20 protein-coding genes are annotated in these 25,347 nt (G+C 71.0%); 8 read left to right on the forward strand and 12 right to left on the reverse strand.

Annotated elements, in window-relative coordinates; all coding sequences use genetic code 11:
* Positions 1-86 precede the first annotated feature (86 nt).
* Positions 87-1,337, forward strand: a complete 1,251-nt coding sequence (locus H5965_RS32925; protein WP_310974668.1) for an FAD-dependent oxidoreductase — start codon at positions 87-89, stop codon at positions 1,335-1,337.
* Here H5965_RS32925 and H5965_RS32930 read toward each other — a convergent pair.
* The 6 genes from H5965_RS32930 to H5965_RS32955 all read right to left on the reverse strand — a co-directional run bounded on the left by H5965_RS32930 (position 1,334) and on the right by H5965_RS32955 (position 11,444).
* Positions 1,334-2,101, reverse strand: a complete 768-nt coding sequence (locus H5965_RS32930; RefSeq protein ID WP_310974669.1) for a fumarylacetoacetate hydrolase family protein — start codon at positions 2,099-2,101, stop codon at positions 1,334-1,336. The genes H5965_RS32925 and H5965_RS32930 overlap by 4 nt on opposite strands.
* A gap of 31 nt (positions 2,102-2,132) precedes the next feature.
* Positions 2,133-3,737, reverse strand: a complete 1,605-nt coding sequence (cimA, locus tag H5965_RS32935; protein WP_310974670.1) for a citramalate synthase — start codon at positions 3,735-3,737, stop codon at positions 2,133-2,135.
* A 560-nt stretch (positions 3,738-4,297) separates the two neighbouring features.
* The gene (locus H5965_RS32940) at positions 4,298-5,335 is read right to left on the reverse strand and encodes a 3-isopropylmalate dehydrogenase (protein ID WP_091306264.1); all 1,038 of its coding nucleotides are present in this window, start codon (positions 5,333-5,335) and stop codon (positions 4,298-4,300) included.
* Positions 5,336-5,563: 228 nt separating this feature from the next.
* Positions 5,564-8,926, reverse strand: coding sequence for a S8 family serine peptidase (locus H5965_RS32945; RefSeq protein WP_310974671.1), 3,363 nt, complete (start codon positions 8,924-8,926; stop codon positions 5,564-5,566).
* A 230-nt stretch (positions 8,927-9,156) separates the two neighbouring features.
* Complete coding sequence (serA, locus tag H5965_RS32950) at positions 9,157-10,755, reverse strand: phosphoglycerate dehydrogenase (protein WP_310974672.1); 1,599 nt, start codon at positions 10,753-10,755, stop codon at positions 9,157-9,159.
* Between the two features lie 125 nt (positions 10,756-10,880).
* Positions 10,881-11,444, reverse strand: a complete 564-nt coding sequence (locus tag H5965_RS32955) for a helix-turn-helix domain-containing protein (protein WP_310974673.1) — start codon at positions 11,442-11,444, stop codon at positions 10,881-10,883.
* A gap of 89 nt (positions 11,445-11,533) precedes the next feature.
* Here H5965_RS32955 and H5965_RS32960 point away from each other — a divergent pair, with 89 nt between their 5' ends.
* From H5965_RS32960 to H5965_RS32975, 4 genes are all read left to right on the forward strand, one after another.
* A complete protein-coding gene (locus H5965_RS32960) occupies positions 11,534-12,433 on the forward strand; it encodes a TIGR03620 family F420-dependent LLM class oxidoreductase (RefSeq protein ID WP_310974674.1) in 900 nt (299 codons plus the stop codon).
* Positions 12,430-13,242 carry a TIGR03620 family F420-dependent LLM class oxidoreductase gene (locus H5965_RS32965; RefSeq protein WP_310974675.1) on the forward strand — a complete coding sequence of 271 codons (813 nt, stop codon included), beginning with the start codon at positions 12,430-12,432 and terminating at the stop codon, positions 13,240-13,242. The genes H5965_RS32960 and H5965_RS32965 overlap by 4 nt, the downstream gene beginning before the upstream one ends.
* Positions 13,243-13,509: 267 nt before the next feature.
* The gene (locus tag H5965_RS32970) at positions 13,510-14,826 is read left to right on the forward strand and encodes an ankyrin repeat domain-containing protein (protein ID WP_310974676.1); all 1,317 of its coding nucleotides are present in this window, start codon (positions 13,510-13,512) and stop codon (positions 14,824-14,826) included.
* A 70-nt stretch (positions 14,827-14,896) separates the two neighbouring features.
* A complete protein-coding gene (locus tag H5965_RS32975; RefSeq protein ID WP_310974677.1) occupies positions 14,897-15,763 on the forward strand; it encodes a nuclear transport factor 2 family protein in 867 nt (288 codons plus the stop codon).
* On the opposite strand, the gene H5965_RS32980 is transcribed toward H5965_RS32975, so the two are convergent.
* The 4 genes from H5965_RS32980 to H5965_RS32995 form a co-directional block, all read right to left on the reverse strand.
* Positions 15,760-16,008, reverse strand: a complete 249-nt coding sequence (locus tag H5965_RS32980; protein WP_310974678.1) for a DUF397 domain-containing protein — start codon at positions 16,006-16,008, stop codon at positions 15,760-15,762. The two genes, H5965_RS32975 and H5965_RS32980, sit on opposite strands and share 4 nt — an antisense overlap.
* Positions 16,009-16,078: 70 nt before the next feature.
* A complete protein-coding gene (ilvC, locus tag H5965_RS32985) occupies positions 16,079-17,092 on the reverse strand; it encodes a ketol-acid reductoisomerase (protein ID WP_086842286.1) in 1,014 nt (337 codons plus the stop codon).
* 32 nt (positions 17,093-17,124) lie between these two features.
* Positions 17,125-17,631, reverse strand: a complete 507-nt coding sequence (gene ilvN / locus H5965_RS32990; RefSeq protein WP_003080760.1) for an acetolactate synthase small subunit — start codon at positions 17,629-17,631, stop codon at positions 17,125-17,127.
* A 1-nt stretch (position 17,632) separates the two neighbouring features.
* The gene (locus tag H5965_RS32995) at positions 17,633-19,525 is read right to left on the reverse strand and encodes an acetolactate synthase large subunit (protein WP_310974679.1); all 1,893 of its coding nucleotides are present in this window, start codon (positions 19,523-19,525) and stop codon (positions 17,633-17,635) included.
* Between the two features lie 324 nt (positions 19,526-19,849).
* Here H5965_RS32995 and H5965_RS33000 point away from each other — a divergent pair, with 324 nt between their 5' ends.
* A complete protein-coding gene (locus H5965_RS33000) occupies positions 19,850-20,290 on the forward strand; it encodes a PH domain-containing protein (protein ID WP_310974680.1) in 441 nt (146 codons plus the stop codon).
* Positions 20,291-20,416: 126 nt separating this feature from the next.
* Positions 20,417-22,261: a dihydroxy-acid dehydratase gene (gene ilvD, locus H5965_RS33005; protein ID WP_310974681.1), complete on the forward strand. Its 1,845-nt coding sequence runs from the start codon at positions 20,417-20,419 to the stop codon at positions 22,259-22,261.
* A gap of 221 nt (positions 22,262-22,482) precedes the next feature.
* Here ilvD and H5965_RS33010 read toward each other — a convergent pair whose 3' ends face one another.
* Both H5965_RS33010 and H5965_RS33015 read right to left on the reverse strand, forming a co-directional pair.
* Positions 22,483-23,058, reverse strand: a complete 576-nt coding sequence (locus H5965_RS33010) for a DoxX family protein (protein ID WP_310974682.1) — start codon at positions 23,056-23,058, stop codon at positions 22,483-22,485.
* 37 nt (positions 23,059-23,095) lie between these two features.
* A complete protein-coding gene (locus tag H5965_RS33015; protein ID WP_310974683.1) occupies positions 23,096-24,004 on the reverse strand; it encodes a 2-hydroxyacid dehydrogenase in 909 nt (302 codons plus the stop codon).
* A 64-nt stretch (positions 24,005-24,068) separates the two neighbouring features.
* Between H5965_RS33015 and H5965_RS33020 the strand changes: the two genes are divergently transcribed.
* A complete protein-coding gene (locus H5965_RS33020) occupies positions 24,069-25,277 on the forward strand; it encodes a PQQ-dependent sugar dehydrogenase (protein WP_310974684.1) in 1,209 nt (402 codons plus the stop codon).
* Positions 25,278-25,347 lie beyond the last annotated feature (70 nt).

Genomic DNA, 25,347 nt, shown 5'->3' on the forward strand with positions numbered 1-25,347 from the left:
GATCAGCGTATCTCCGGTCACACCCCTTGACGCCGGTGCCGGGCGGGTGCATCCTCGACTTATTCAACACACGATGAATAAGGGAGATGGTCGAGATGACCGAGCGCACGACCTGCGTCGTCATCGGTGGCGGGCCGGCCGGGATGGTCACGGGGCTGCTGCTGGCCCGGGCGGGTGTCGAGGTGACGGTGCTGGAGAAGCACGCCGATTTCCTGCGCGATTTCCGCGGGGACACGGTCCACCCGTCGACGCTGACGCTGCTCGACGAGCTGGGCCTCGGCGAGAAGTTCCACGCGCTGCCGCACAGCGAGCTGACCGCGGCGGGCTTCCCGGAGGAGGACGGCACGTTGATGAAGCTGGCCGACTTCACCCGGCTCAAGGTCGCGCACCCCTACATCGCGATGGTGCCGCAGTGGGACTTCCTCGACCTGCTGGCCGAAAGCGCCCGCAAGGAGCCGACGTTCGTCCAGCGCATGGAGACCGAGTGCACCGGCCTGGTCCGCGAGCACGGCCGCGTCGCCGGCATCACCTACCGCACGACGGCCGGTGAGACCGGCGAAATCCGGGCCGACCTGGTGATCGCGGCCGACGGCCGCTGGTCGCTGGCGCGCCGCGAAGCCGGCCTGGTGCCCCGCGAGTACGACTGCCCGTTCGACGTCTGGTGGTTCCGGCTCTCGCGCGGCGACGACGAGGAAGGCGGCATGCTGCTGCCGAAGATGCGCGACCGCCGGTTCGCGGTGCCGCTCCCCCGCCCGGACTTCTACCAGGTCGCCTACCTGGCGCCGAAGGGCGAAGACCTCCGCGCCCAGGGCATCGAAGCGTTCCGCGAGAACGTGACGCAGATCTGCCCCGAGTTCCACGACCGCGTGCACGAGCTGGCGACGATGGACGACGTCAAGTTCCTCGACGTGCGGCTGAACCTGCTGCGCAAGTGGCACGTCGACGGGCTGCTGTGCATCGGCGACGCGGCGCACGCGATGTCGCCGATCGGCGGTGTGGGCATCAACCTGGCGGTGCAGGACGCGGTCGCGGCGGCGACGCTGCTGGCCGAGCCGCTGCGCCGGGGCCGTCCGACGGAGGCCGAGCTGGCGAAGGTGCGCTCGCGCCGGCTCGCGCCGACGCTGATGGTGCAGGGGCTGCAGCGCCTGATGCACCGGACCGTGGTGCGCGGCGTGATGAGCGGCAAGCGCAACGGCCCGCCGCTGCCGATGATCAAGGCCTTCGCGCGGTTCCCGCGGCTGTCGTACTTCCCGGCCCGGCTCCTCGGCCTCGGGCTGCGGCCGGAGCACGCTCCGGCGTTCGCCCGGCGGTCGATGGAGCCGGTGGCCCGGGGTTAGACGTTCTCGACCGGGTTGGTCAGGGTGCCGATGCCTTCGATGGTGATCGAGACGCTCTGGCCGCCCTCGATCGGGCCGACGCCCTCGGGGGTGCCGGTGAGGATGATGTCGCCGGGCAGGAGCGTCATGACGCCGGAGACGAACTCGACCAGCTCGGGGATCTTGTGGACGAGGTCGGACGTGCGGCCGTCCTGCTTGAGCTCGCCGTCGACCTCGGCCCTCAGGGAGAGGTCGGAGGCGTCGATCGAGGTCTCGATCCACGGGCCGATCGGGCAGAAGGTGTCGAAGCCCTTGGCGCGGCCCCACTGGCCGTCGGACTTCTGGAGGTCGCGGGCGCTGACGTCGTTGGCGACCGTGTAGCCGAGGATGACGCTCGCGGCGCGGGCGGCGGGCACGTTCTTCACCGGCTGCCCGATGACGACGGCCAGCTCGCCCTCGAAGTCGACGCGGCCGACGTCCGGGCGGCGGATGGCCGCGTTGGGGCCGATGACCGTCGTCGACGGCTTGAGGAACAGCATCGGGGCGCTGGGCACCTCGTTGCCGAACTCGGCGGCGTGCTTGGCGTAGTTGCGGCCGACGGCGATCACCTTGGACGGCAGGATCGGCGCGAGCAGCCGGACGTCGGCCAGCGGCCACCGCTTGCCGGTGAAGTTCGGCTGGCCGAAGGGGTGTTCGGCGATTTCGAGGACCTGGGCGTCGTCACCGTCGCCTTCGATCGAGGCGAACGCGACACCACCGGGATGAGCAATTCGGGCTAGGCGCACGCAGCCAGTCTACGTGCGCCCCTCCCTTGCTTCAGGCCACGGTCGTGCTCTTGTGCACCAGCGCGTCGCACAGGGCCAGCCAGCTGGCCTCGACGATGTTGCCGTGCACGCCGACGGTGGTCCACTCGCGTTCGCCGTCGGTGCTCTCGACCAGCACGCGCGTCACCGCGTCGGTGCCGGGGTGGCCCTGGAGGATGCGCACCTTGTAGTCGGCCAGCTCCACACTGTCCAACCAGGACAGGTGCGGGCTCAGCGCCTTCCGGAGGGCGGCGTCGAGGGCGTGCACCGGCCCGATGCCCTCGGCGGTGGCGATCACGCGCTCGCCTCCGACGTGCACCTTGACCGTGGCCTCGGCCATGACCTCGCCGTCCGGGCGGTGGTCGAGCACCACGCGGTAGGACTCGAGCTGGAACGGCGCTTCCACCGGGACGTCGGCTTCCTGGCGCAGCAGGAGTTCCAGGGAGGCGTCGGCGGCCTCGAAGGACCAGCCTTCGGCTTCGAGCCGCTTGACCTTGGTGATGGCGCTGGTGAGCGCTTCGGGCCGGCCGGCAAGGTCGACCCCGAGCTCACGTCCCTTGAGCTCGAGGCTGGCCCTGCCGGCCATCTCGGTGACCAGCACCCGCATGTCGTTGCCGACGGAAGACGGATCGATGTGGTTGTACAGCAACGGATCCACCTTGATCGCGCTCGCGTGCAGTCCCGCCTTGTGGGCGAAGGCCGACGCCCCTACGTAAGCCTGGTGGGTGTAGGGGGCGATGTTCGCGATTTCGGCAAGGGCATGGGAGACCCGGGTCAGCTCGGCCGCTCCTCCGGTCGGGAGGACGTCCATGCCGAGCTTGGTCACGAGGTTCCCGGTCACGGCGAAGAGGTCGGCGTTGCCGGCCCGTTCCCCGTAACCATTGGCGGTGCACTGGACGTGCGTCACGCCGGCCTGCACCGCGGCGACGGAGTTCGCCACGGCGCAGGAAGTGTCGTCCTGACAGTGGATCCCGAGCCGGAATCCGGTCTTTTCCTTGATCTCCTCGACCGCCTGGGCGAGGCCGAGCGGGAGCTGGCCGCCGTTGGTGTCGCAGAGCACGAGAACGTCGGCGCCGGCGTGCGCGGCGGCGTCCAGGATGCGGAGCGAGGTCTCGGGGGAATACGCGTAGCCGTCGAAGAAGTGCTCGGCGTCGAGGAAGACGCGCCGTCCTTCGCGGGTGAGGAATTCGACGGTGTCCCGCACCATCGCACAGGCTTCGTCGACGTCGACGCGGAGGGCGCGTTCGATGTGCCGGAGATCGGACTTGGCGACCAGGGTGACGACGGGCGCTTCGCTGTCGAGAAGGGCCTGGACCTGCGGATCGGCGTCGGCGGTGAGGCCGGCCTTGCGCGTGGCGCCGAACGCGACGAGCGCGGCGTGCTTCAGCTTCAGCTCGCCTTTCGCGGCGCGGGCGAAGAATTCGGTGTCCTTGGGGAGCGCCCCGGGCCAGCCGCCTTCGATGAACCCGACCCCCAGCTCGTCCAGCAACCGCGCGACGGCGAGCTTGTCCTGGGCGGAGTAGGAGATGCCCTCCCGCTGCGCACCGTCGCGCAGGGTGGTGTCGTAGAGGTGGAAGGCGTCGCCGAGCGGGGTATCGGCGGGCTCCTTGCGGGTCACGGTCTTCTCCTCGCGGTTTCTGGCGTCTTCCTGGCGTTTCAAGGCAACAAAAAAACCTCCCGCATGGGTGCGAGAGGTTGCGCGCCGGGAGCTCTTGTGGAGCTATCGTCCGGCGCGCTCGTCGATAATGATCGCGAAGCTGGTCACGGTCGCATCATGCCACAGGGGTTCCGCGAAAGTCCACAGGCTGGGGCGAGCTCCCACCATTCGGGAACCGCGCCGGTGTTTGTTGCCCGCCGGCTTGGGCGGATCGTCCGGCGAGCGGCTCGGTGCCCACCACCCCGAAGCCGCAATTGTCACTACGGCCGGTGCTGGCTTCGGATCGGGGTGCCGGGGCAGGCCTGGGCGGGGTGCAAGTCCGGCTTTGCCGGAGCCCCGCCGGAGAGGGTGGGGTCCGCTCGCGGGTTGCGAGCGGCGCCGGCGGGGCCCGTGGTGCCGCGAATGACTCATTCGGGACGTGCGAGGTCTCGAATGAGTCATTCGCGACCTCCGGCGGCCCCCCGAACGGGCACGAAAAAGCCCCGCACCCACCACCGGGCACGGGGCTTTCCCGAAGAAGATCAAGCAGTACGCACGTTCGAAGACACCAGAGCCGCGAGCCGGTCCCCGATCGCCTGGGTCGCTCCCGGCGAAGACTGGTCGCGCGTCGCCAGGTCGAACGCCACCGATGCCTCGATCCGCCGGGCCGCTTCCTTCTGGCCCAGGTGGTCCAGCAGGAGCGCCACCGACAGCACCGCCGCCGTCGGGTCGGCCAGGCCCTGGCCCGCGATGTCCGGGGCCGAACCGTGGACCGGCTCGAACATGCTCGGGTTGCGGCGGGTCATGTCCAGGTTGCCGCTGGCCGCCAGGCCGATGCCGCCGGTCACCGCGGCCGCGAGGTCGGTGATGATGTCGCCGAACAGGTTGTCCGTCACGATCACGTCGAACCGCGACGGGTCCGTCACCAGGTGGATGGTCGCCGCGTCCACATGGGAGTACGCGACCGTCACCTCCGGGTGCTCCAGCGAAACCTCTTCCACGATCCGCGACCACAGCGAGCCGGCGAACGAGAGCACGTTGGTCTTGTGCACCAGCGTCAGGTGCTTGCGCGGGCGGGCCTCGGCGCGGTTGAACGCGTCCGCGACCACGCGCCGGACCCCGAACGCCGTGTTGACGCTGACCTCGGTCGCGATCTCGTGCTCGGTGTCCTTGCGGATCAGGCCACCCGTGCCCGCGTACGGGCCTTCGGTGCCTTCGCGCACGACGACCATGTCGACGTCGCCCGCGTCGGCCAGCGGTCCCCGGACACCCGGGTACAGCCGCGCCGGGCGCAGGTTGACGTGGTGGTCCATCTCGAACCGCAGGCGCAGCAGCAGGCCGCGCTCGAGGATGCCGCTCGGCACCGTCGGGTCGCCGACCGCGCCCAGCAGGATCGCGTCGTGCTGGCGGAGCTCGCCGAGGACCGACTCCGGGAGCAGCTCGCCGGTCGAGTGCCATCGGGCGGCGCCGAGGTCGTAGTTCGTGATCTCCGCCGTCGGTACTACCTCGCCGAGCACCTTCAGCGCCTCGGAGACCACCTCGGGCCCGATCCCGTCTCCTGGGATCACCGCGAGCCGCATCCACACACCTCCGTCGACCGGACCACCGGCCGCACCGATGGCCCACCGCAACAAAACGCCAGCAGCCGGAAGGTTACCGGCCGTAGACAAACCGCCGTAGCCGCACCACCCTTATGCCGCATCCTCCCACGGGGTGAGACACCCAATCGGGTGAACGCCAGCGGGGCGCCCCCGGCGGAAATCCGCCGGAGACGCCCCTGGTCCTGCACGAATCGATCTTGCCGCGGACTAGCCGCGACCAGCCCCGATCGGCTGACGCTCGTTCCCCGGCCGGGCGCCCTGCGTCGCGTCCACCTTGACCACGTTCGCCCGGTTGCCCGCGGCGTTGTGGTGCTCGATGGCGAGCAGGCCGAGCGCGTTGTCGGCCGCGGCCGAGGCCGCGTTGCGGGTGACGACCAGCGCCGTGCCCGGCTTCGCGACGTAGCCCAAGGCGGCGTCGCCGCCGCCCTGCACCGCGTAGCCCGGCGCGAGCGCGTCGAACGAAAGCGGCGTGCCGACGTAGTCGATCAGCCCGTTCGTCGTGCCCGGCGCGACGTAGAAACCGCTCACGCCCACCGTGTAGGAGATGCGGTGGGACTCGGCGTTCGCGTCGATGCCCAGCGCGGCCAGCGAAACCGGCAGCGTGAGCACGTTCGTGTCGAACACGTTGGTGTCGACGTCGCCGAGCTGGCCGTTGACCGCCTGGACGTCCACGGTCGGGAAGCCCGGGGTCAGCGCGACCGTGGTGGCCAGGAGGACGTCGGTCGAGGTCGCCTTGGTCACGTAGGTCTCGAAGTCCGGCTGCCCGTCCCCGGTCGTGTCGATGTCGACGAACGGCGAGGTGTTGCTGCCGATGTTCGCCCAGTCACCCCAGGTGGACAGGCCGAACGCGAGGATCGCGTTCTCCGGCTCGCCCTGGGCCTTCGCCAGCGGAGCGGTGGAAGCCGCGCCGATGTAGCGGAGGTCGCCGCCCTTGGCCGTCTTGTTCAGCGTGCAGTCGGTGACCACGTCCGCGTCGCACTCGGGCAGCTGCGGGGACTCCGCCTGCAGCTCGAGCACGCTGATCAGCGAGCGGTACCGCTGCGCGCCGGTGCCCTGGTCGACACCCTTGCCGGTCAGGTTCAGCACGGCCTGGGTGGCGTCCGGCGCGAACTTCACCGACGGCGGCGTCGAAATCGTCGACACCGGCTTCGGCGCGGCGTAGACCGACACCCGCAGCGGCACCTTGGCCCCGCTGACCGGGGTGAAGGCGACGCGCCCGGAGGCGTCCGCGACGAACTGGCGGGCCAGGCCGGCCTGGGTGGCCTGCATGGTCGGGTCCATGACCTTGCGCAGCGCCTTGGCGTCGGTGATCTTCAGCGTCACCTTGACCTTGGCGGTGCCGCGCGGGGTCAGCTTCACCGTCGGCTTGTCCACTGTGTACTCGACACCCGGCAGCGCGGTGACCGCCTGGTAGGCGACCGAGTACTCGGCGGGCGTGACGCCCTTGTTGACCAGCTTGATCGTCTTCGACAGCGTCACCGGACCGGCCGCCTCGACCGTGCCGAAGCTGACGCTGACCGCGCCCGGGTCGTCGACGACGTAGGCGAGCACCTGGTTGTCCAGCGCCGCCTTCGCGTCGATCCGGCCGCTGCCGACGCGCTGCGGCGCGTAGGTGTGGCCCGCGCCGTCGGAGACGTCGTGGCCGGCGGTGTCAATGACCGAGGCCTTGACCTCCTCGACCGACCAGTCGGGGTGCGACTGGCGGATCAGCGCGGTGATGCCCGCGGTGTGCGGGGCGGCCATCGACGTGCCGCTCAGCACGGTGCGGCCGTTGCCGCTGCCGCGGAAGGCCGAGGTGATCGTGTCACCGGGGGCGGCGACGTCCGGCTTGAGGGCCGGGCCGCGGGTGCCACGCGAGGTGAACGAGCTCGGCGTGTCGACGATCTTCTTGTCGTAGGTCTGGATCGAGGCACGGCCGGTGCCGTAGAGCCGGACCTGCAGCGTGCCCGCGGTCAGCGCCGCGCGCAGCGTCTTCGTGGCGGAGCCGGTGAACTGGAACATCGGGACGGCCGCGTTGCCCGCGATACCCGCGCTGAAGTGCTCCAAAGTGGACGAAAGAAGCGCGCCCTTCGCCCCGGCGGCCTGCGCGTTGCCGGCGCGTGCGGCCGAGCCGCAGGCGCGGGTCGAGTCGTTGTCGTCCCACTCCAGGAAGACGAACTTGCCGGCGGCCTTCGCCTTGTCCTCGGCGGAGTACGGCGCACAGCCCGCCGCGTTCGCCGCCGACAGGGCGACGACCGGCGCGGTCAGGTCGAGGGTGTCGTAGCCGGTGTAGTTCTGGCTGTACTGGCCGGTCTTCTGGCCCGCGGCGGTCGCCGGGGCCTTGACCTCGGCGGCGTCGCGCAGGATGCCCGCGTCGCGCGTGCTGGCGACGGTGAGCGCCTCGGGGGTGTTGCCCGGGGAGCCGGCGACGTCGTTGATGTCGCCGCCGTTGCCCGCGGAGATGACCGGGAGCACGTTGTTCGCGGCGAGCTTGCGCACGAACAGCGAGTCCGGGTCGTCCGGCGCGCCGAAGTCGGAGCCGAGCGAGAGGTTGACGATGTCGAGGTGGTCGGTGAAGTCGCCGTCGCCGTCCGGGTCGAGCGCCCAGTCCAGGGCCTGCGAGGTGACGTTCGTCGAGCCGGTGCAGCCGAACACCTTGATCGCGTAGAGCAGCGACTTCGGCGCGGTGCCCGGGCCGATCTGCATCGCGTCGACCTTCTTGGCGTCGAGCTTCTTGTAGTCGCCCTTGAAGGTCTTGCCGTCGGCGGTGACGCCGAAGCCGCCGATGGTGCCGGCGACGTGCGTGCCGTGCTCACCGCAGGCGAGCGGGTTGGGGTCCGGCTTCGGGGTGGTCTTGCCGGCCGTCGCGGCGTCGTAGTCGTCGCCGACGAGGTCGGTGCCGCCGACGACCTTGGCGCTCGGGAAGAGCGGGGTCGGCTTGGTCGAGTCGACGCTCTTGTAGGCGGCCTGTGTGCCGGGGCCGCCGAAGTCGGCGTGGGTGTAGTCGATGCCGTCGTCGATGACGCCGACGCGGATGCCGTCGCCGAACTTGCCGGTCTGCTGCCAGGCGGTGAGGGTGTTGGTCAGCTGCTCGGCGCTGGCGTTGGTGCGGGTCTTCGGGACGACCGTGCGCACGGCGACGACGTCGGCCCGCTTCGCGACCTCGCGCAGCTTCGCGGCGTCGGCGGTGACGACCACACCGGGAACGGCGTTGGCGGTCTGCGTGACGACCTGCGGCTTGGCGTCGGCCGCGCGCAGCTGCCCGACGACGGAGTCCACCGCGGCGGCGGTGTCGGCCTTGGCGGCCTTGGCGGCCCGCTTGGCCTGTTCCTTGCCCTGCGGCTGCGCGGCGGCGAACGCGTCGACGGCCGGCTTCTTGGCCAGTTCGACGAACGCGGTGACCCGGCCCTGCGCGGCCCCCAGGCGCGGCGAAAGCTTGCCCTGCAGCTTCGCGTCGTCGATCTTGGCGGGTGCGACGCCGTCGGCGAGCGGCACATCGGCTGCGCTCGCGACCGGCGCCCCGAGCGCGGCCGCCAGAACGACGGCGAAGGCCGCCGTCGTGGCGCGCGCGGGGAGGCGGGATCTGCTCATGAGTCGGCCCCTTACTCGAGGTCTGGACCCGAACCTGCCTGCCGCTCCGGACACCCCCGACGGTGAAGCGCGGCACAGCGCCGTGCCCTCGACGACGCGTGGTTCGACCTCGCGCAGAGAACCTAATGCCCCAAAACACCTACTTACGTAGGCAAAGGACTCCGTTATGTAGTTGTGATTGCGCTCGAAGGCCCCCTACCGGGTGGCAGGGGGCCTTCGAAAGGGTTACGTCAGTTGAAGTCGACGGCGCGGATCGTGTGCGCCCCGACCGAGGCTCCGATCGGCTCCAGCAGGTGCGCGTCGATGTGGCGGTCGACGCGCAGCAGCATCACCGCGTCCGAGCCGTCCGTGGTCTGGCTGATCTGGGCGGCCTCGATGTTGATGCCCGCCTCGCCGAGGAGCGTGCCGACCCGGCCCATCACGCCCGGGCGGTCCGGGTACTCGACCAGCAGGACGGTGCCCTCGGCGCGCAGGTCGAAGCCGCGGCCGTTGACCTCGACCAGCTTCTCGACCTCGTCGAGGCCGGTGACCGAACCCGACACGGTCAGCACCGAGCCGTCCGCGTGCACCGCGCGCACCGTGACCAGGCTGCGGAACTTGGGGCTCTCCGGCTCGGTCTCCAGCTCGACCTGCACGCCCAGCTTCTCCGCCAGCTGCGGCGCGTTGACGAAGGTGACCTGGTCCTCGACCACGCCGGTGAACACCCCGCGCAGCGCCGCGAGCTGCAGCACGCCGGTGTCCTCGCTGGAGATCTCGCCCTTGACCTGGACGGTCACCGTCGTCGGCGACGTCGGGTTGAGCGCCGTCAGGAGCTGGCCGAGCTTCTGGACCAGTGACAGGTACGGGCGGACGTGCTCGCCGACCGCGCCGCCGCCGGTGACGTTCACCGCGTCCGGCACGAAGTCGCCGCGCAGGGCCAGCAGCACCGACCTCGCGACGTCGGTGCCCGCGCGGTCCTGCGCCTCGGCCGTGGAGGCGCCCAGGTGCGGCGTCACGACGACGTTCTCCAGCTCGAACAGCGGGCTGGAGGTGGTCGGCTCGGTGACGAAGACGTCGACGCCGGCGCCGCCGACGTGGCCCGAGCGCAGCGCGTCGGCCAGGTCCTGCTCGACGATCAGCCCGCCGCGGGCGGCGTTGACGATGATGACGCCCGGCTTGGTCTTCTTCAGCGCCTCGGCGTCGATGAGGCCCTTGGTCTCCGGCGTCTTCGGCAGGTGGATGGAGATGGCGTCGGCGCGGCTCAGCAGCTCGTCGAGGGTGACGAGCTCGATGCCCAGCTGCGCGGCGCGGGCGGCCGAGACGTAGGGGTCGTAGGCGATGAGCTTCGTGTCGAAGGCGGCGAGGCGCTGGGCGAACAGCTGGCCGATCTTGCCGAGACCGACCACGCCGATGGTCTTGCCCTGCAGCTCGACGCCGGAGAACGAGCTGCGCTTCCACTCGCCGCCGCGCAGGCTCTGGTCGGCGGCCGGAACGCGGCGCGCGACCGACAGCAGCAGGGCGACGGCGTGCTCGGCGGCGGAGACGATGTTCGACGTCGGCGCGTTGACGACCAGGACACCGCGCTCGGTCGCGGCGGGCACCTCGACGTTGTCGAGGCCGACCCCGGCGCGGGCGACGACCTTGAGCTGCGTGGTGGCCGCGAAGACCTCGGCGTTCACCTGGGTGGCGGAGCGGACCAGGAGCGCGTCGGCGCTCTTCACCGCCTCGAGCAGCGCGGACCGGTCCGTGCCGTCGACGTGCCGGACCTCCACCTCGTCACCGAAGACGCTCAGCACGGAGGGGGCGAGCTTCTCCGCGATGAGGACGACGGGCTTATTGGGCTTGCTCACGATGCGGCTCCCACTATCTGGTCACTTCCAGGACGCTCTGTGTCGACAAACGGTCAAAGCACGTCGTTGTGCCCCGGTCGAGCCGGAGTTTAACGCGCGGTGGCGCCCCTTGGCGTCCCCCGGCGTTAACTCGCCCGTAATCCCTCGAAAACAAGAGCCAGCAGGCGTTGCATGCCCCCCTCGCCGGGCAGGTGCCCACCCGCCCAGGATGCGGCGTGCAGCAACAGAAGCAGCTCCTCCGCGGTGACGTCCTCGCGCAGTTGGCCCGCGCGCTTCGCGCGTTCCACCAGTTGGGAACCGACCTCGCGCATGCGGTGGCACGACTCGTACAACCGGGAGGATTCGTCGTTCAGCGCGTCCGCGGTGAGCTCGACCAGGCCGCGGAAGGTGCCGGTGGCGTCACCGAGGCCGGCGAGCCAGCTCTGCAGCGCGGTCAGCGGCTCCGGGTGGGCGAGCAGTTCGCGGGCCCGCTCGGCGTGCGCGTCGAACCGGGCGCGCAGCAGCGTCTCGAGCAGCGCGTCCCGGGTCGGGAAGTGCCGGTAGAGGGTGCCGATGCCGACCCCGGCGCGGCGCGCGATGTCCTCCAGGGACGCCTCGACGCCGTGCTCGGCGAAGGCGCGCTTGGCCTCTTCGAGGAGGCGCTCGTAGTTGCGGCGGGCGTCCGCGCGCATCGGTTTGACGTCGGTCATCGCACTCCCGACCCTACCGGGTAGCCAATCGGAGGCCGCCTCCGTATATTAACCGGAGGCTGCCTCAGCTTACTGGAGGGAACTCGAGGATGACTTTGATCGAAGACACGCGGGCGCGGCTCGGCGCGGTCGGCGCCTGGCTGCCCAGTGCGCCCATGGCCCCGCCACCGGACGTCGAGCGCGCGGCGACGCAGCGGCTGGCGGAGGCCGGCTACCGCTCGGTCTGGAGCGGCGAAGGACCCGGCACGCGGGAGGTGTTCGCCTGCTTCGGCGACCTCCTGGCCACCGTGCCGGACGTCGTGCTCGGCGCCGGCATCGCGAACCTGTGGGCCCGGCGCGGGACGACCGCGCAGAAGGGCGGCGCGACGCTCGCCCAAGCCCACCCGGGCCGGTTCGTGCTCGGCATCGGCGCCGGGCACGCGTTCCAGGCCGCGAAGCTCGGCGAGGAGTACCGCCCGCTCAACCGGATGCGGGCTTATCTGTCCGAAATGGACGCAACAGCGGCCGAAAATCCTTCTCCCGTGGCGTTTCCGCGCGTACTGGCCGCAGTCGGGCCGAAGATGCTGGAGCTCGTCCGCGACCACGCGGACGGCGCGCACCCGTTCGCCCAGCCGGTCTCGCACACGCCGTACGCCCGCGAGATCCTCGGGCCGGACAAGCTGCTGATCCCGCAGCAGACCGTCCTGCTCGGCACGCGCGAGGACGCTCGCGAAAGCGTCCGGCACCGGGTGGCGCAGTCGCGCGAGTACTCCGTCACCGTCTACCTCGCGGGCTGGAAACGGCTCGGCTACACGGAAGCCGACATCGCCGGGCCGAGCGACCGGTTCGTCGACGACCTCGTGCTCTGGGGCGACGCGACAACCATCGCGAAACGCCTCGGCGAACTCCTCGACGCGGGCGCCGACCACGTGCTGCTCACGCCGGCCGCGCCCTCGTTCGAGTCCACTGTGGAGATCCTGCTCGACCTGGCTGTGGCGGTGACCCGATGAGCGTCGGGATCTGGCGGTTCTTCGACGGCGCCCCGGTCGGCGCGCTCCGCGAAACGGCCGCCGAGGTGGAAGAACTCGGCTTCGCCGCGATCTGGTTCGGCGAGTACGCCGGCCGGGAGGCGTTCACGCAGGCGGCACTGCTGCTCGCGGCGACGAAGAAGCTGACCGTCGCCACCGGGGTGGCGCGGTTCGACCAGCGCTCCCCGCTCGCCGCGGAAGGCGCCATCCGGGCCTTGGGTGAGGCGTACCCGGGCCGGTTCGTCGCCGGCCTGGGCGGGCACCGGCCCGGCGCACGGCCGCTGACGGCGTTGCGCGAGTACCTCGACGGGATGGACGCGGCCGAGCTGCCGGGCCTGCCGCAGCCGTCGCCGCGGCCGCGCCGGGTGCTCGCGGCGCTGGGCCCGAAACTGCTGGACCTGGCGGCCGAACGCGCCGACGGCGCCCACCCGTACTTCGTCCCGCCGGAGCACACCGCGATGGCGCGCGAACGGCTCGGGCCGGGCAAGTACCTCGCCGTCGAACAGGCGGTGGTCCTGGACGCCGCACCGGACGCCGCCCGCGAGCACGTCGGTCTGTACGTCGGGCAGGCCCCGCACCACCAGGAGAACCTGCGCCGGCTCGGCTTCACCGACGACGACCTCGCCGACGGCGGCAGCGACCGGCTGGTCGACGCCATCGTCGCGACCGGCGAACAGGCGATCGCGGACCGGATCCGGGCCCACCTCGACGCCGGCGCCGACCACGTCTGCGTCCAGGTCCTGGCCCGCACGGAGAAGTCCTACCGCAGGCTGGCCGACCTCCTCCCGTGAACGAAGGGTCGACACGCGTGATCAGGAGGTCGACACGCGTGATCCGAGAGACGACACACCCAACAAGCCCGAGCTCCGCCGTGTCGACCCTCCAATCACGCGTGTCGACCCTCCCATCACACCGGGGTACGCTGGCGGGGCGCGGCCGGGGCCGCGTCCCGTCCGCGGAAAGGGCCGAGCCCACCCTCGCTTCACCGCACCACCAGCTCCGCACCTTCTTTCCTGCCCGGTGCCGGCGGACCACGGGCGACGAGGGAAGGAGGCACCATGGGCACGCTGCCCGCCAAACCCAGCCTGGACCAGTTGCGCAAGCGCGCGAAGGAACTGGCGCGCGCCGAGGGCGTCAAACTCGCCGAAGCGCAGTTCCGGATCGCCCGCGACCACGGCTTCCCGAGCTGGCCGAAACTCCGGGCCTACGTCCGGCGCGTCACCGAACACGGCGAACACCTGCAGCACCCGTACCACCAGGACGTCGAGTACTACGCCGAACGCGCCCTCGGCCTGCTCGCCTCGGCCGAAGACGACACGCCCGGCGCGAAGGAGCCGTTCGACCGGTGGAGCCGGCCGCTCACCCGGGACGGCGCCCGCGCGGTCGTCGCCCACGAGCACGGTTTCGGTTCCTGGAAAGCACTCCGCGAGCACGTCAGGTCTCTTGTGGACAGTGGTGAGCCGTTCGCTCGTGCCTACCGGGCGATCGAGGACCGGGATCCCGACCGGCTCGAAACGCTCCTGGACGAATTCCCCGGGCTCGTCGATGCGCGCGGCACCAACGGGAACGACCTGCTCGGCATGGCCGGCGCCACGCACGACGAGCGGCTCAGCCGGATCCTGCTCGACCACGGCGCCGACCCGGCGCGCGGGAACGTCCACGGCTGGACACCCCTGCACCAGGCCGCCTACAGCAATCTGCCACTCCTGCTCGACCTGCTCCTGCAGCACGGCGCGCCCGTCGACGTCTCCGCTCGCGGCGACGGCGGCACTCCCCTCGTCGTCGCCCTGTTCTGGGGCCACCGCGCGGCCGCGGAGAAACTGGCGGAGCACAGCCACGCGCCGGGCAACCTGCGGGTCGCGGCCGGGCTGGGCGACGTCGACGCCGTCGACGACGTCCTGACGTCCGGCCGCGGCGGCGAACACCGGGGCTTTTACCGTCCCCACAGCGGTTTCCCGGCCTGGCAGCCGGCCGACGACCCCGTCGAAGTCCGGAACGAAGCGCTGTCCTGGGCGGCCCGCAACGACCGCGCCGACGCACTCAGGACGCTCGTCGCGCGGGGCGCCGACGTGAACGCCGACGTCTACCGCGGCACGGCGCTGGCCTGGGCGGCGGCGTCGGGCAAGCTCGCCGCCGTCCGGACGCTCCTCGAGCTCGGCGCCGACGTGAACTTCCCCGGTACGTTCGGCGGCCCGAACCACGGCGAGGGGGTCACGGCCCTGCACCTGGCCGCCCAGTCCGGTCACCTCGACGTCATCCGCGTGCTCGTCGAGAGCGGGGCCGACCCCGGCGCGCGGGACGCGATCTTCGGCAGCACCCCCGAGACGTGGGCGGAGGTGTGCGGGCAGCCGGCCGCGCGCGACCTGCTCCGGTAGACAACCGGAGTCAGTAGTCCGTATCGTCGTAGACGGACTACTGACTCCGTTTTGCCCACTGGGAGGATTCGTGACCACACCCCGCGAGGTCTTCGCCGCGCTGTCCGACGGCATCGGCGAAGGGCGATGGGAAGACCTTTCCGCGCTCTACGCCGAAGACGCCGTCGTCGAACACCCGCAGGCCGTGCCGCGGCCCACCCGCACCACCGGCCGCGCGGCGATCCACGAACGGTTCACCGGCGCCCTCGCCGGCACCCTGCGGCTCAAGCGCAAGAACATCGTCGTGCACGAGACCACCGACCCCGAGGTGATCGTCGCCGAATACGACTACGACGCCGAATCCGTCGAGACGGGGCGGACCATCCCGACGGCCAACATCCAGGTGCTGCGCGTGCGCGACGGCCTGATCGTCCACTCCCGCGACTACCACGACTACCTGCGGCTCGCGGTCATCCGCGACGGCGTCGACCAGCTGGTGAAGGCGTATGAGCAGGCGCCGCCGCGGGAACTGTCCCCGGTCACGCCGGAAAGCTCGGGCACGGTGTTCGAGCGGCTCGTGCACGGCGTCGCCGGCGGCCGCTGGGACGAGCTGCCGGAGCTGTACGCCGAGGAAACGCACGTCACGCACCCGTTCCAGCCGGGTTCCGGGGTTTTGCGCACCCGCGACGAGCTGCGGGCGCACTTCGCGGCGGGCAAGGCGCTCGACCCGCGGTTCTCGGTCGCGGACCTGGTGACCTACCAGGGCACCGATCCCGAAGTGCTGATCGGCGAGTTCGCCTACCAGGGCAGCTACGGCGGGAAACCGGTCCGCATCGCGAACATCTTCGCCATGCGGGTTCGCGACGGCCTGGTCGTCGAATCCCGCGACTACGGCGACCACCTCGGCATCGCCGGGGACCTCGGCCGGATCCCCGAGCTGGCCGCGAAACTCTCCTAGGGCAGGTCGAACTCGCCGTCGTCGACGCCTTTGAGGAACGCGTCCCATTCCGACGGGGTGAAGACCAGGACCACGCCGTCCGGATCCGTCGACTTCCGCATCGCGACGTAGGTGACGCCGTCGGTGTGCGGCACGAAGGCGTACTCGACGACCTCTTCGAGGGTGACGCCCGCAGGTTCACCCCGGATCCACTCGGCCCGTGACAGGTCGAGGTGGTGCCGGATGTGCTCCTTGTCATCGGTCATGCGGCCAGCGTAACGAGACACTGAAGGGGACGCCCGGCAGCGAGCGTCCCCTTCGGCGTCGGCGGAAACGTCAGGCGGTCTCGGTGATCGGCCGGTCCACCCACGACATCAGGTCGCGCAGCTTCTTGCCGGTCGCCTCGATCGGGTGCTGGTTGCCCTGCTCCTCGAGCTTGGTGAAGTTCGGCCGGCCGGCCTCGTCCTCGGCGACCCACTCACGCGCGAACGTGCCGTCCTGGATCTCGCCGAGGATCTTCTTCATCTCTTCCTTGACCGCCGGCGAGATGACGCGCGGGCCGCGGGTCAGGTCGCCGTACTCGGCGGTGTCGGAGATCGAGTAGCGCTGGCGCGCGATGCCGCCCTCGTACATGAGGTCGACGATCAGCTTCAGCTCGTGCAGCACCTCGAAGTAGGCGATCTCCGGGGCGTAGCCGGCCTCGGTGAGCACCTCGAAGCCGGTCTGCACCAGCGCGGACGCGCCACCGCAGAGCACGGCCTGCTCGCCGAAGAGGTCGGTCTCGGTCTCCTCGGTGAACGTCGTCTTGATGACACCCGCGCGGGCGCCACCGATGGCGGCCGCGTAGGACAGCGCGAGCGCCTGGGCGTTGCCGGAGGCGTCCTGCTCCACGGCGATGAGCGCCGGGACGCCCTTGCCGTCGACGAACTGGCGGCGGACCAGGTGGCCCGGGCCCTTCGGGGCGACCATCGCGACGTCGACGTTCGACGGCGGCTTGATCAGGTCGTAGCGGATGTTGAAGCCGTGCCCGAAGAAGAGGGCGTCGCCGTCCTTGAGGTTGGGGGCGATGTCCTGCTCGTAGATGAAGCGCTGCTTGGTGTCCGGCGCCAGGATCATGATCAGGTCGGCTTCGGCCGACGCCTCGGCCGGGGTGAGCACGCGCAGGCCCTGCTCCTCGGCCTTCGCCCGCGACTTGGACCCCTCGGGCAGGCCGATGCGGACGTCGACGCCGGAGTCGCGCAGGCTCAGCGAGTGGGCGTGGCCCTGGCTGCCGTAGCCGATGACAGCGACCTTGCGCCCCTGGATGATCGAGAGGTCGGCGTCGTCGTCGTAGAAGATTTCCACTGCCATGGGGGTACTGCTTCCTTTCCTGACTTACTTCTTTATCGCGGTGATGTGGCGGTGATCGAACGGGCGCCGCGACCCACCGCGACCATGCCGGACTGCACGAGTTCGCGGATGCCATACGGCTCCAGCATCCGCAGCAACGCACCGATCTTGTCGGACGTCCCGGTGGCCTCGACGGTGAGTGCCTCGGGAGAGACGTCCACCACCTTGGCCCGGAAGAGCTGGACGGTTTCGAGGACCTGGCTGCGCACGGTGTTGTCGGCGCGCACCTTGACCAGCAGCAGTTCGCGCTGCACGGCGGTCGACTGTTCCAGCTCGACGATCTTGATCACGTTGACCAGCTTGTTGAGCTGCTTCGTCACCTGTTCGAGCGGTAGCTCTTCCACGGCGACCACGATCGTCATGCGGGACACCTCGGGGTTTTCCGTGGGCCCGACGGCGAGGGACTCGATGTTGAACCCGCGGCGGGAGAACAGACCCGAGACGCGCGCGAGCACACCCGGCTTGTTCTCGACCAGGACACTCAGCGTGTGGACGCTCATCTCAGCGCTCACCCTCTCCGGCGGCTTCCGCGGCGGCCTCGGTCGTCTCGACCGAAACTTCGTCGTCGTCGAACAGCGGCCGGATGCCCCGGACCGCCATGATCTCGTCGTTGCCGGTGCCGGCCGCGACCATCGGCCACACCTGGGCATCCTTCCCCACGACGAAGTCGATCACGACGGGGCGGTCGTTGATTTCCATCGCGCGGCGGATGGTGGCGTCGACGTCTTCCTTCGTCTCGCAGCGCAGGCCCGCGCAACCCAGCGCCTCGGCCAGCAGGACGAAGTCCGGGATGCGGTGCTTGTGCGTGCCGAGGTCGGTGTTGGAGTACCGCTCCGAGTAGAAGAGGTTCTGCCACTGCCGGACCATGCCCAGGTTGCCGTTGTTGATGACGGCGACCTTGATCGGCGCGCCCTCGATGGCGCAGGTGGCCAGCTCCTGGTTGGTCATCTGGAAGCAGCCGTCGCCGTCGATCGCCCACACCTGCGTGTCCGGGACGCCGAACTGCGCGCCCATCGCGGCGGGCACCGCGAAGCCCATGGTGCCGAGGCCGCCGGAGTTGATCCAGGTGCGCGGGTTCTCGTACTTGACGAACTGCGCGGCCCACATCTGGTGCTGGCCGACACCCGCGGCGTAGACGGCGTCCGGGCCGACGAGCTCGCCGATCCGCTCGATGACGTACTGCGGCGACAGCGAACCGTCGTCGGGCCACTCGTAGCCGGCCGGGTAGGTCTTGCGCCAGTCGTCGGCCTGGGTCCACCAGTCGGCCAGGTCGGGCCGGCCGCTGTGGTCGAACTCCGCCTTCACGGCGGTGATGAGCTCGCCGATGATCTCCTTGCAGTCGCCCACGATCGGGACGTCGGCCTTGCGGTTCTTGGAGATCTCGGCCGGGTCGATGTCGGCGTGCACGATCGCGGCGTCCGGCGCGAACGAGGACAGCTGGCCGGTGACCCGGTCGTCGAACCGGGCACCGAGCGCGATCAGCAGGTCGGCGCGCTGCATGGCGGCGACGGCGGCGACCGAGCCGTGCATGCCCGGCATGCCGAGGTGCTGCGGGTGCGAGTCGGGGAACGCGCCGCGCGCCATCAGCGTGGTGACGACCGGGATGTTGGTCAGTTCGGCGAGCTGCTTGAGCTGCTCGTGCGCTTCGGCCTTGATGACGCCGCCGCCGACGTAGAGCACCGGGCGCCGCGACTTCGCGATCAGCTTCGCGGCTTCGCGGACCTGCTTGCCGTGCGGGCGCAGCGTGGGGCGGTAGCCCGGCAGCCGCAGCTCCGTCGGCCAGGAGAACGAGGTCATCTCCTGCAGCACGTCCTTGGGGATGTCCACCAGGACCGGGCCGGGGCGGCCGGTCGCGGCCAGGTGGAACGCCTCGGCGATGGTCCGCGGGATGTCCGCGGGGTCGGTGACGAGGAAGTTGTGCTTGGTGATCGGCATGGTGATGCCGCAGATGTCGGCTTCCTGGAAGGCGTCGGTGCCGATCAGCGCGCGGGACTGCTGCCCGGTGATGGCCACGACCGGGACCGAGTCCATGTTCGCGTCGGCGAGCGGGGTGACCAGGTTGGTCGCGCCCGGGCCCGAGGTGGCCATGCAGACGCCGACCTTGCCGGTGGCCTGCGCGTAGCCGGTGGCGGCGTGGCCGGCGCCCTGCTCGTGGCGGACCAGGACGTGCCGGACCTTCGTCGAGTCCAGCAGCGGGTCGTAGGCGGGCAGGATGGTGCCGCCCGGGATCCCGAAGACCACCTCGGCGCCGACGGCCTCGAGCGAGCGCACGAGGGACTGGGCGCCGGTGACGCGCACCGGCGTTCCCGCCGGTGGGGCCGGCTTCGGACGTGCTCCGGGCGTTCCGGGCGTCGGCCCGGGCTTCGCGTCGCTGCGCGACGTCGCACTGGTCATCGGATCTGCCTCGTGGGTCTCGGTGTCACTCGTTCGGGTCGGTTTTGTGCGGTGGGGCGGGGAATTGCTTCCCTAGGGCAACAAAAAACCCTCGCCGACCGTAAGGTCGCACGAGGGTTCGCGCGTCGACGCAGCGGAAAGTCTTCCCTAAGCGTCGACGCGCTTGGGAAGTACGAGGCCGGTCAGCGGTGTCACGGCGATGACGCTAGACCGAACGCCCTCCGGGTGTCAACTCTGCGGGATGGTGTGTCCGCATGGTGGACGTGGGTCACACCGGCGAGACCCGGGTCCGGGCCGGCGGTGCGCGCGGTGCACCATTTCCGGGTGGCCGAAAAACAGCAGGACGAAGGCCGGAAGGCCGTCTTCCGCGTCCCCCGCACGTCCTTCATGGCGATCGCCCTCCTGACGATCTGCGTGACGCCGATCGCGCTCGGGGAGATCCCGTACCTGCAGTGGCTCTACATCTTCCCGATCGCGCTGGCGGTGTTCGTGGTCCGCCACCGCACGATCGCGACGCGCTCGGGCCTGGCGGTCCGCACAGTGTTCGGCCACCGCGACATCCCGTGGTCGGCGCTGAAGGGGCTCGCGATCACGAAGCGGGCGCGCGTGCAGGCGGTGCTGCAGGACGACACGAAGGTGCCGCTGCCGACCGTGCGGACCCGGCACCTGCCGGTGCTGTCGCTGGTCAGCGAGGGCCTGGTCGCGGACCCGAGCGGGGTGCTGCAGGACGAGGACATCAAGCCCGGGACGCCGTCGGCCGAGTAACCCTCGCGGCGGGCCGGGCGCGGCCGTTACCCGGTCCCCGCCCCCACCCTCAACGGACGAGCCTCACCCGGCAGCGTAAATTGGTCCTACCAGTTTCGCCGGCCACCCTTTGACCTGGGAGTTCCCGTGCCGCCTCTCCGTTCCCGGACCACCACCCACGGCCGCAACGCGGCGGGCGCCCGCTCGCTCTGGCGCGCCACGGGCATGACCGACAGCGACTTCGGCAAGCCGATCGTCGCGATCGCCAACTCCTACACGCAGTTCGTGCCGGGCCACGTGCACCTGAAGGACCTCGGCGAGATCGTCGCCGAGGCGGTCAAGGAAGCGGGCGGCGTCGCGCGCGAGTTCCACACGATCGCCGTCGACGACGGCATCGCGATGGGCCACTCCGGCATGCTCTACTCGCTGCCGTCGCGCGAGATCATCGCCGACTCGGTGGAGTACATGGTCAACGCGCACCAGGCCGACGCGCTGGTGTGCATCTCCAACTGCGACAAGATCACCCCGGGCATGCTCAACGCGGCGATGCGCCTGAACATCCCGGTGGTCTTCGTCTCGGGCGGCCCGATGGAGGCCGGCAAGGCCGTGGTCGTGGGCGGCGTCGCGCAGGCCCCGACCGACCTGATCACCGCGATCGCGGCGTCGGCGAGCCCCGAGGTCGACGAGGACGGGCTGGCCGTCGTCGAGCGTTCGGCGTGTCCGACGTGCGGGTCGTGCTCCGGCATGTTCACCGCGAACTCGATGAACTGCCTGACCGAAGCCCTCGGTTTGTCGCTTCCCGGCAACGGCTCGACGCTGGCGACGCACGCCGCGCGCCGGGCGCTGTTCGAGGAGGCCGGGCGCACGGTCGTCGAGCTGTGCCGCCGTTGGTACGAAAACGACGACGAGTCGGTCCTGCCGCGCTCGATCGCGTCGAAGGCGGCGTTCGAGAACGCGATGGCGCTGGACATGGCCATGGGCGGTTCGACGAACACGGTGCTGCACATCCTCGCGGCCGCTCAGGAGGGCGAGGTCGACTTCACGATCGCCGACATCGACGCGATCGGCCGCCGGGTCCCGTGCCTGTCGAAGGTGGCGCCGAACTCCGACTACCACATGGAGGACGTCCACCGCGCGGGCGGAATCCCGGCGATCCTCGGCGAGCTCCACCGCGGCGGCCTGCTCAACACGGACGTGTGGTCGGTCCACTCGCGTGATCTCGAGTCGTGGCTTTCCGCGTGGGACATCCGGGCGTCGTCGCCCTCTGCTTCCGCCGTGGAGCTTTTCCACGCGGCGCCGGGCGGGGTGCGCACGACGCAGGCGTTCTCGACGTCGAACCGCTGGTCGTCCCTGGACACCGACGCCGCGGAGGGCTGCATCCGCGACGTCGAGCACGCGTACACGAAGGACGGCGGCCTGGCGATCCTCCGCGGCAACCTGGCGGAGAACGGCGCGGTGATCAAGGCCGCGGGCATCGACGAGGACCTGTGGCACTTCGAGGGCCCGGCCCGGGTCCTGGAGAGCCAGGAGGAAGCGGTGTCGGCGATCCTGAAGAAGGAGATCCAGCCGGGCGAGGTCCTGGTGATCCGCTACGAGGGCCCGGCGGGCGGCCCGGGCATGCAGGAAATGCTCCACCCGACGGCGTTCCTGAAGGGCTCGGGCCTGGGCAAGAAGTGCGCCCTGATCACGGACGGCCGCTTTTCGGGCGGCTCCTCGGGCATTTCGGTGGGCCACATCTCCCCCGAGGCCGCGGCGGGAGGCCTGATCGGCCTGGTGGAGAACGGCGACCGGATCCTGCTGGACATCCACGAGCGCCGCCTGGAGCTCCTGGTGGACGACGCGATCCTGGCCGAGCGCCGCGCGAAGATGGAGGCGTCGGAGAGGCCGTGGCAGCCGAAGGACCGCCAGCGCCCGGTGACGGCGGCCCTGCGCGCGTACGCCCGGATGGCAACCTCGGCGGACACGGGCGCGGTCCGGGACGTGAACAAGTAAGTTTTTCGAGAAGGCCGTCCCGGTCCGCCAGGGCGGCGTTCTCGAGGTTTCCGAGAAGGCCGTCCCGGCTCGCCGGGGCGGCCTTTTCCACGTCCAGCACACCCCCGCCGCTCGGGGGACCCCCGATTTCAACGTTACCGAAGCCGACCGACAGTTCCCGCCCGCCGGAGCCGAGTTGTCCACAGGGCTGACCGAGGCCGCCGAGTTGTCCCCAGGGGCCGCTACCTCGTCAAAACGATGACCACCACGGCCGCCGCGGCGGCCAGCAGCAGTGAAACCAGCCCCAGCGGCAACGGCCGCTTCCGCCACGGCGTGTTCCGCTCCAGCGAAATCGGCCCGGCCCCGGTGAACAGCAGGCTCAACGCCGAAGCCGCCAGCAGCAGCTCGAACTCGAACCCCTGTCCCGAGCCCTCGAAGAACCCGCCGTGGAACTTCGCGTACACCGCGTTGGCCGCCACCCCGAGCAGGCCGGCCGCGGCCAGCGGCGTGAACAGCCCGACGATCACCAGCACCCCGCCGGCCACCTCGGTGATGCCGGTGATCCACGACAGCAGCGTCGTCTGCTTGTGGTAGCCGTACGTCTCCAGCACCCGCGCGAACCCGCCGATGCCCGGCCCGCCGAACAACCCGAACAGGTGCTGCAGCCCGTGCGCGCCCATGGTCACGCCGAGCGCCAGCCGCAGGATCAGCAGGCCGAGGCCGAGCCCGCCCTGGCGCGGCGTGTCGTCCGACCGATCGTCCTCGACGCCCGACAGGAGGCTGGTGGGCTGCTGCGAAAAGTCGTCTCCACTGCTCACCCGCGCAGGTTAGGGGAATCGCGCGGGCCTGGCGAGCTCAGTATTCACCGTGGACGAGGTTGTCCGGCAGCTCGCCACCGGCGTACCGGGCGATCTCCGCCGCGGCGACCGCGTACGAACGCCCCCGCACCCCGCGCACCGCCCCGCCGACGTGGGGCGTCAGCAGCAGCCCCGGCGCCGTCCACAGCGGGTGCCCGGCCGGCGGCGGCTCGGGATCGGTGACGTCGAGAGCGGCCCGCAACCGGCCCGTGGTCAATTCCGCGACCAAAGCGTCCGTGTCCACGACGGCGCCGCGCGAGACGTTGACCAGCACCGCGCCGTCGCGCATCCGCCCGAGGAACTCCGCGTCGACCATCCCGCGGGTCCGGGACGTCAGCGGCACCATCAGCACCACGACGTCGTGCAGCTCCAGCAGGCCGGGCAGCTCCCGCACGCCATGCACGCCCTCCCGCGCGGTCATCCCGACCATCGTGCACCGCGCGTCGAACGGCTCCAGCCGGCGCCGCAAGTGCCGTCCGAGGTCGCCGGCGCCGATGACGAGCACGCGTTTGCCCTGCAGCGTGTCCGCCGTCTGCCGGTCCCAGCGGCCTTCGCGCTGCGCCGCGGCGAAGATGTCCAATTTCCGGTAAATGGACAGCAGCGCGGCGACGACCCACTCGGCCGTGCTCCCGCCGTGCGCGCCCCGGCAGGTCGAGAGCAGGACGCCGTCGGGCACCTTGCCGACCCAGTCCTCGGCGCCGGCGGACAGCAGCTGGATCAGCTTCAGGTTCGGCACCGTGCGCCACAGCTGCTCCCCCGGCGGGTGCTTGCCGGGGATGAGCACCTCGGCCTTCGCGGCCTCGGGCGGCACCGGTTCGCCCCACTGGTAGCGCACGGGCAGGACCCGCGGGACCTCGGCGAGCACGGTCAGGCCCTCGTCGTCGGGCACCAGCACGGTCAGCGTCATGATCCCAACGTAATCGAGGAGTACTCACTCATGGTTCACGCACCGGCCCCTAGGCTGGGGGATCATGCGCACCCGCTACCGCTCGGCCCTGCTGGCGATCCTGGCCTGCGGCGTCCTGCTGCCCGCCGGGTGCGCGCGGTTCGACGACACCGCGGCGGGCCAGACGTTCAGCCCCGCCCCCATGCCGAGCCCCGAGTCGCCACCCGAGGTCCAGGGGCCCGGCGCGGACTCCGGGAGCGACGGCAAGCAGGCGCGGCCCGGCCAGTCGGCCGCCCCCGTGCCGCCGCCGCAGGGCTGCAAGGACTTCGACCCGGCGGTGATCGCGACGTGCCTGGACACCGTCGCCGCGGTGGCCGGCCTGCCCGGTGACGGCTCCGCGCCGAGCGCGCTGGCCGGCGAGCGTAAAAGCGGCCGCGTCCTGCTGGCCACCGGCGGCAAGGACGCGACGGACTTCGCGAAGCTCGACGTCCAGGCGGCTGGCGACGGCGGCCTCACCGGCCTCGCGCTGTCGCCGTCGTACGTCGAGGACCAGCTGGTCTTCGCCTACATCACGACCGCGACCGACAACCGTGTCGTGCGCTTCGCCAAGGGCCAGGCGCCCAAGCCGGTCGTCACCGGCATCCCGAAGGGCGCGTCCGGCAACCGCGGCACGATCGGCACCGACAACCGGGGCGCGCTGCTGGTCGCGACCGGCGACGCGGGCAACCCGGGCGCGGCGGCCGACCCGAACTCCCTCGCCGGGAAGCTGCTGCGGATCGACACCTCCGGCAAGGCCGCGGCGGGCAACCCGAACGGCGCGCTCGTGGTGGCGACCGGCCTGCACTCGCCGGGCGGGGTGTGCGCGTCGGCCGACGGCGGGCGCGTCTGGGTCACCGACCACCTCGCCGACAAGGACGCCCTCTACCGGGTCCAGGGCGGCCAGCCGCTGACGACGCCGGCGTGGACGTGGCCGGACAAGCCGGGCGTCGCGGGCTGCGCCGACTTCGTGGACGCCAACGGCTCGCTCTCGATCGGCACGTCACTGGCGGGCAACCTGCAGAACCTGCCGGTGACCCCGGAGGGCGCGATCAGCGGCAAGCCGACGGTCAGTCTCGACGGCAAGACCGGCAAGCCGCCGGTGACGTACGGGCGGCTCGCCGGCATGAGCATGATCAACCCGCAGCTGGCGGTGGCGGGCACGGTCAACAAGGACGGCGGCACCCCGGTCTCCAGCGACGACCGCGTCGTGCTGATCACCCCGGCCACGTCCGGCGGGGGCAACGGCAAGGACTGACCTGCGGTTTTCCGCCGTCGCCGATATTCGACCACGGCGAAAACCGCATCGGCCGTCGCGCGCCCGCAGC

This window comes from Amycolatopsis sp. 505 (assembly GCF_031625235.1).
Lineage (GTDB): Bacteria > Actinomycetota > Actinomycetes > Mycobacteriales > Pseudonocardiaceae > Amycolatopsis.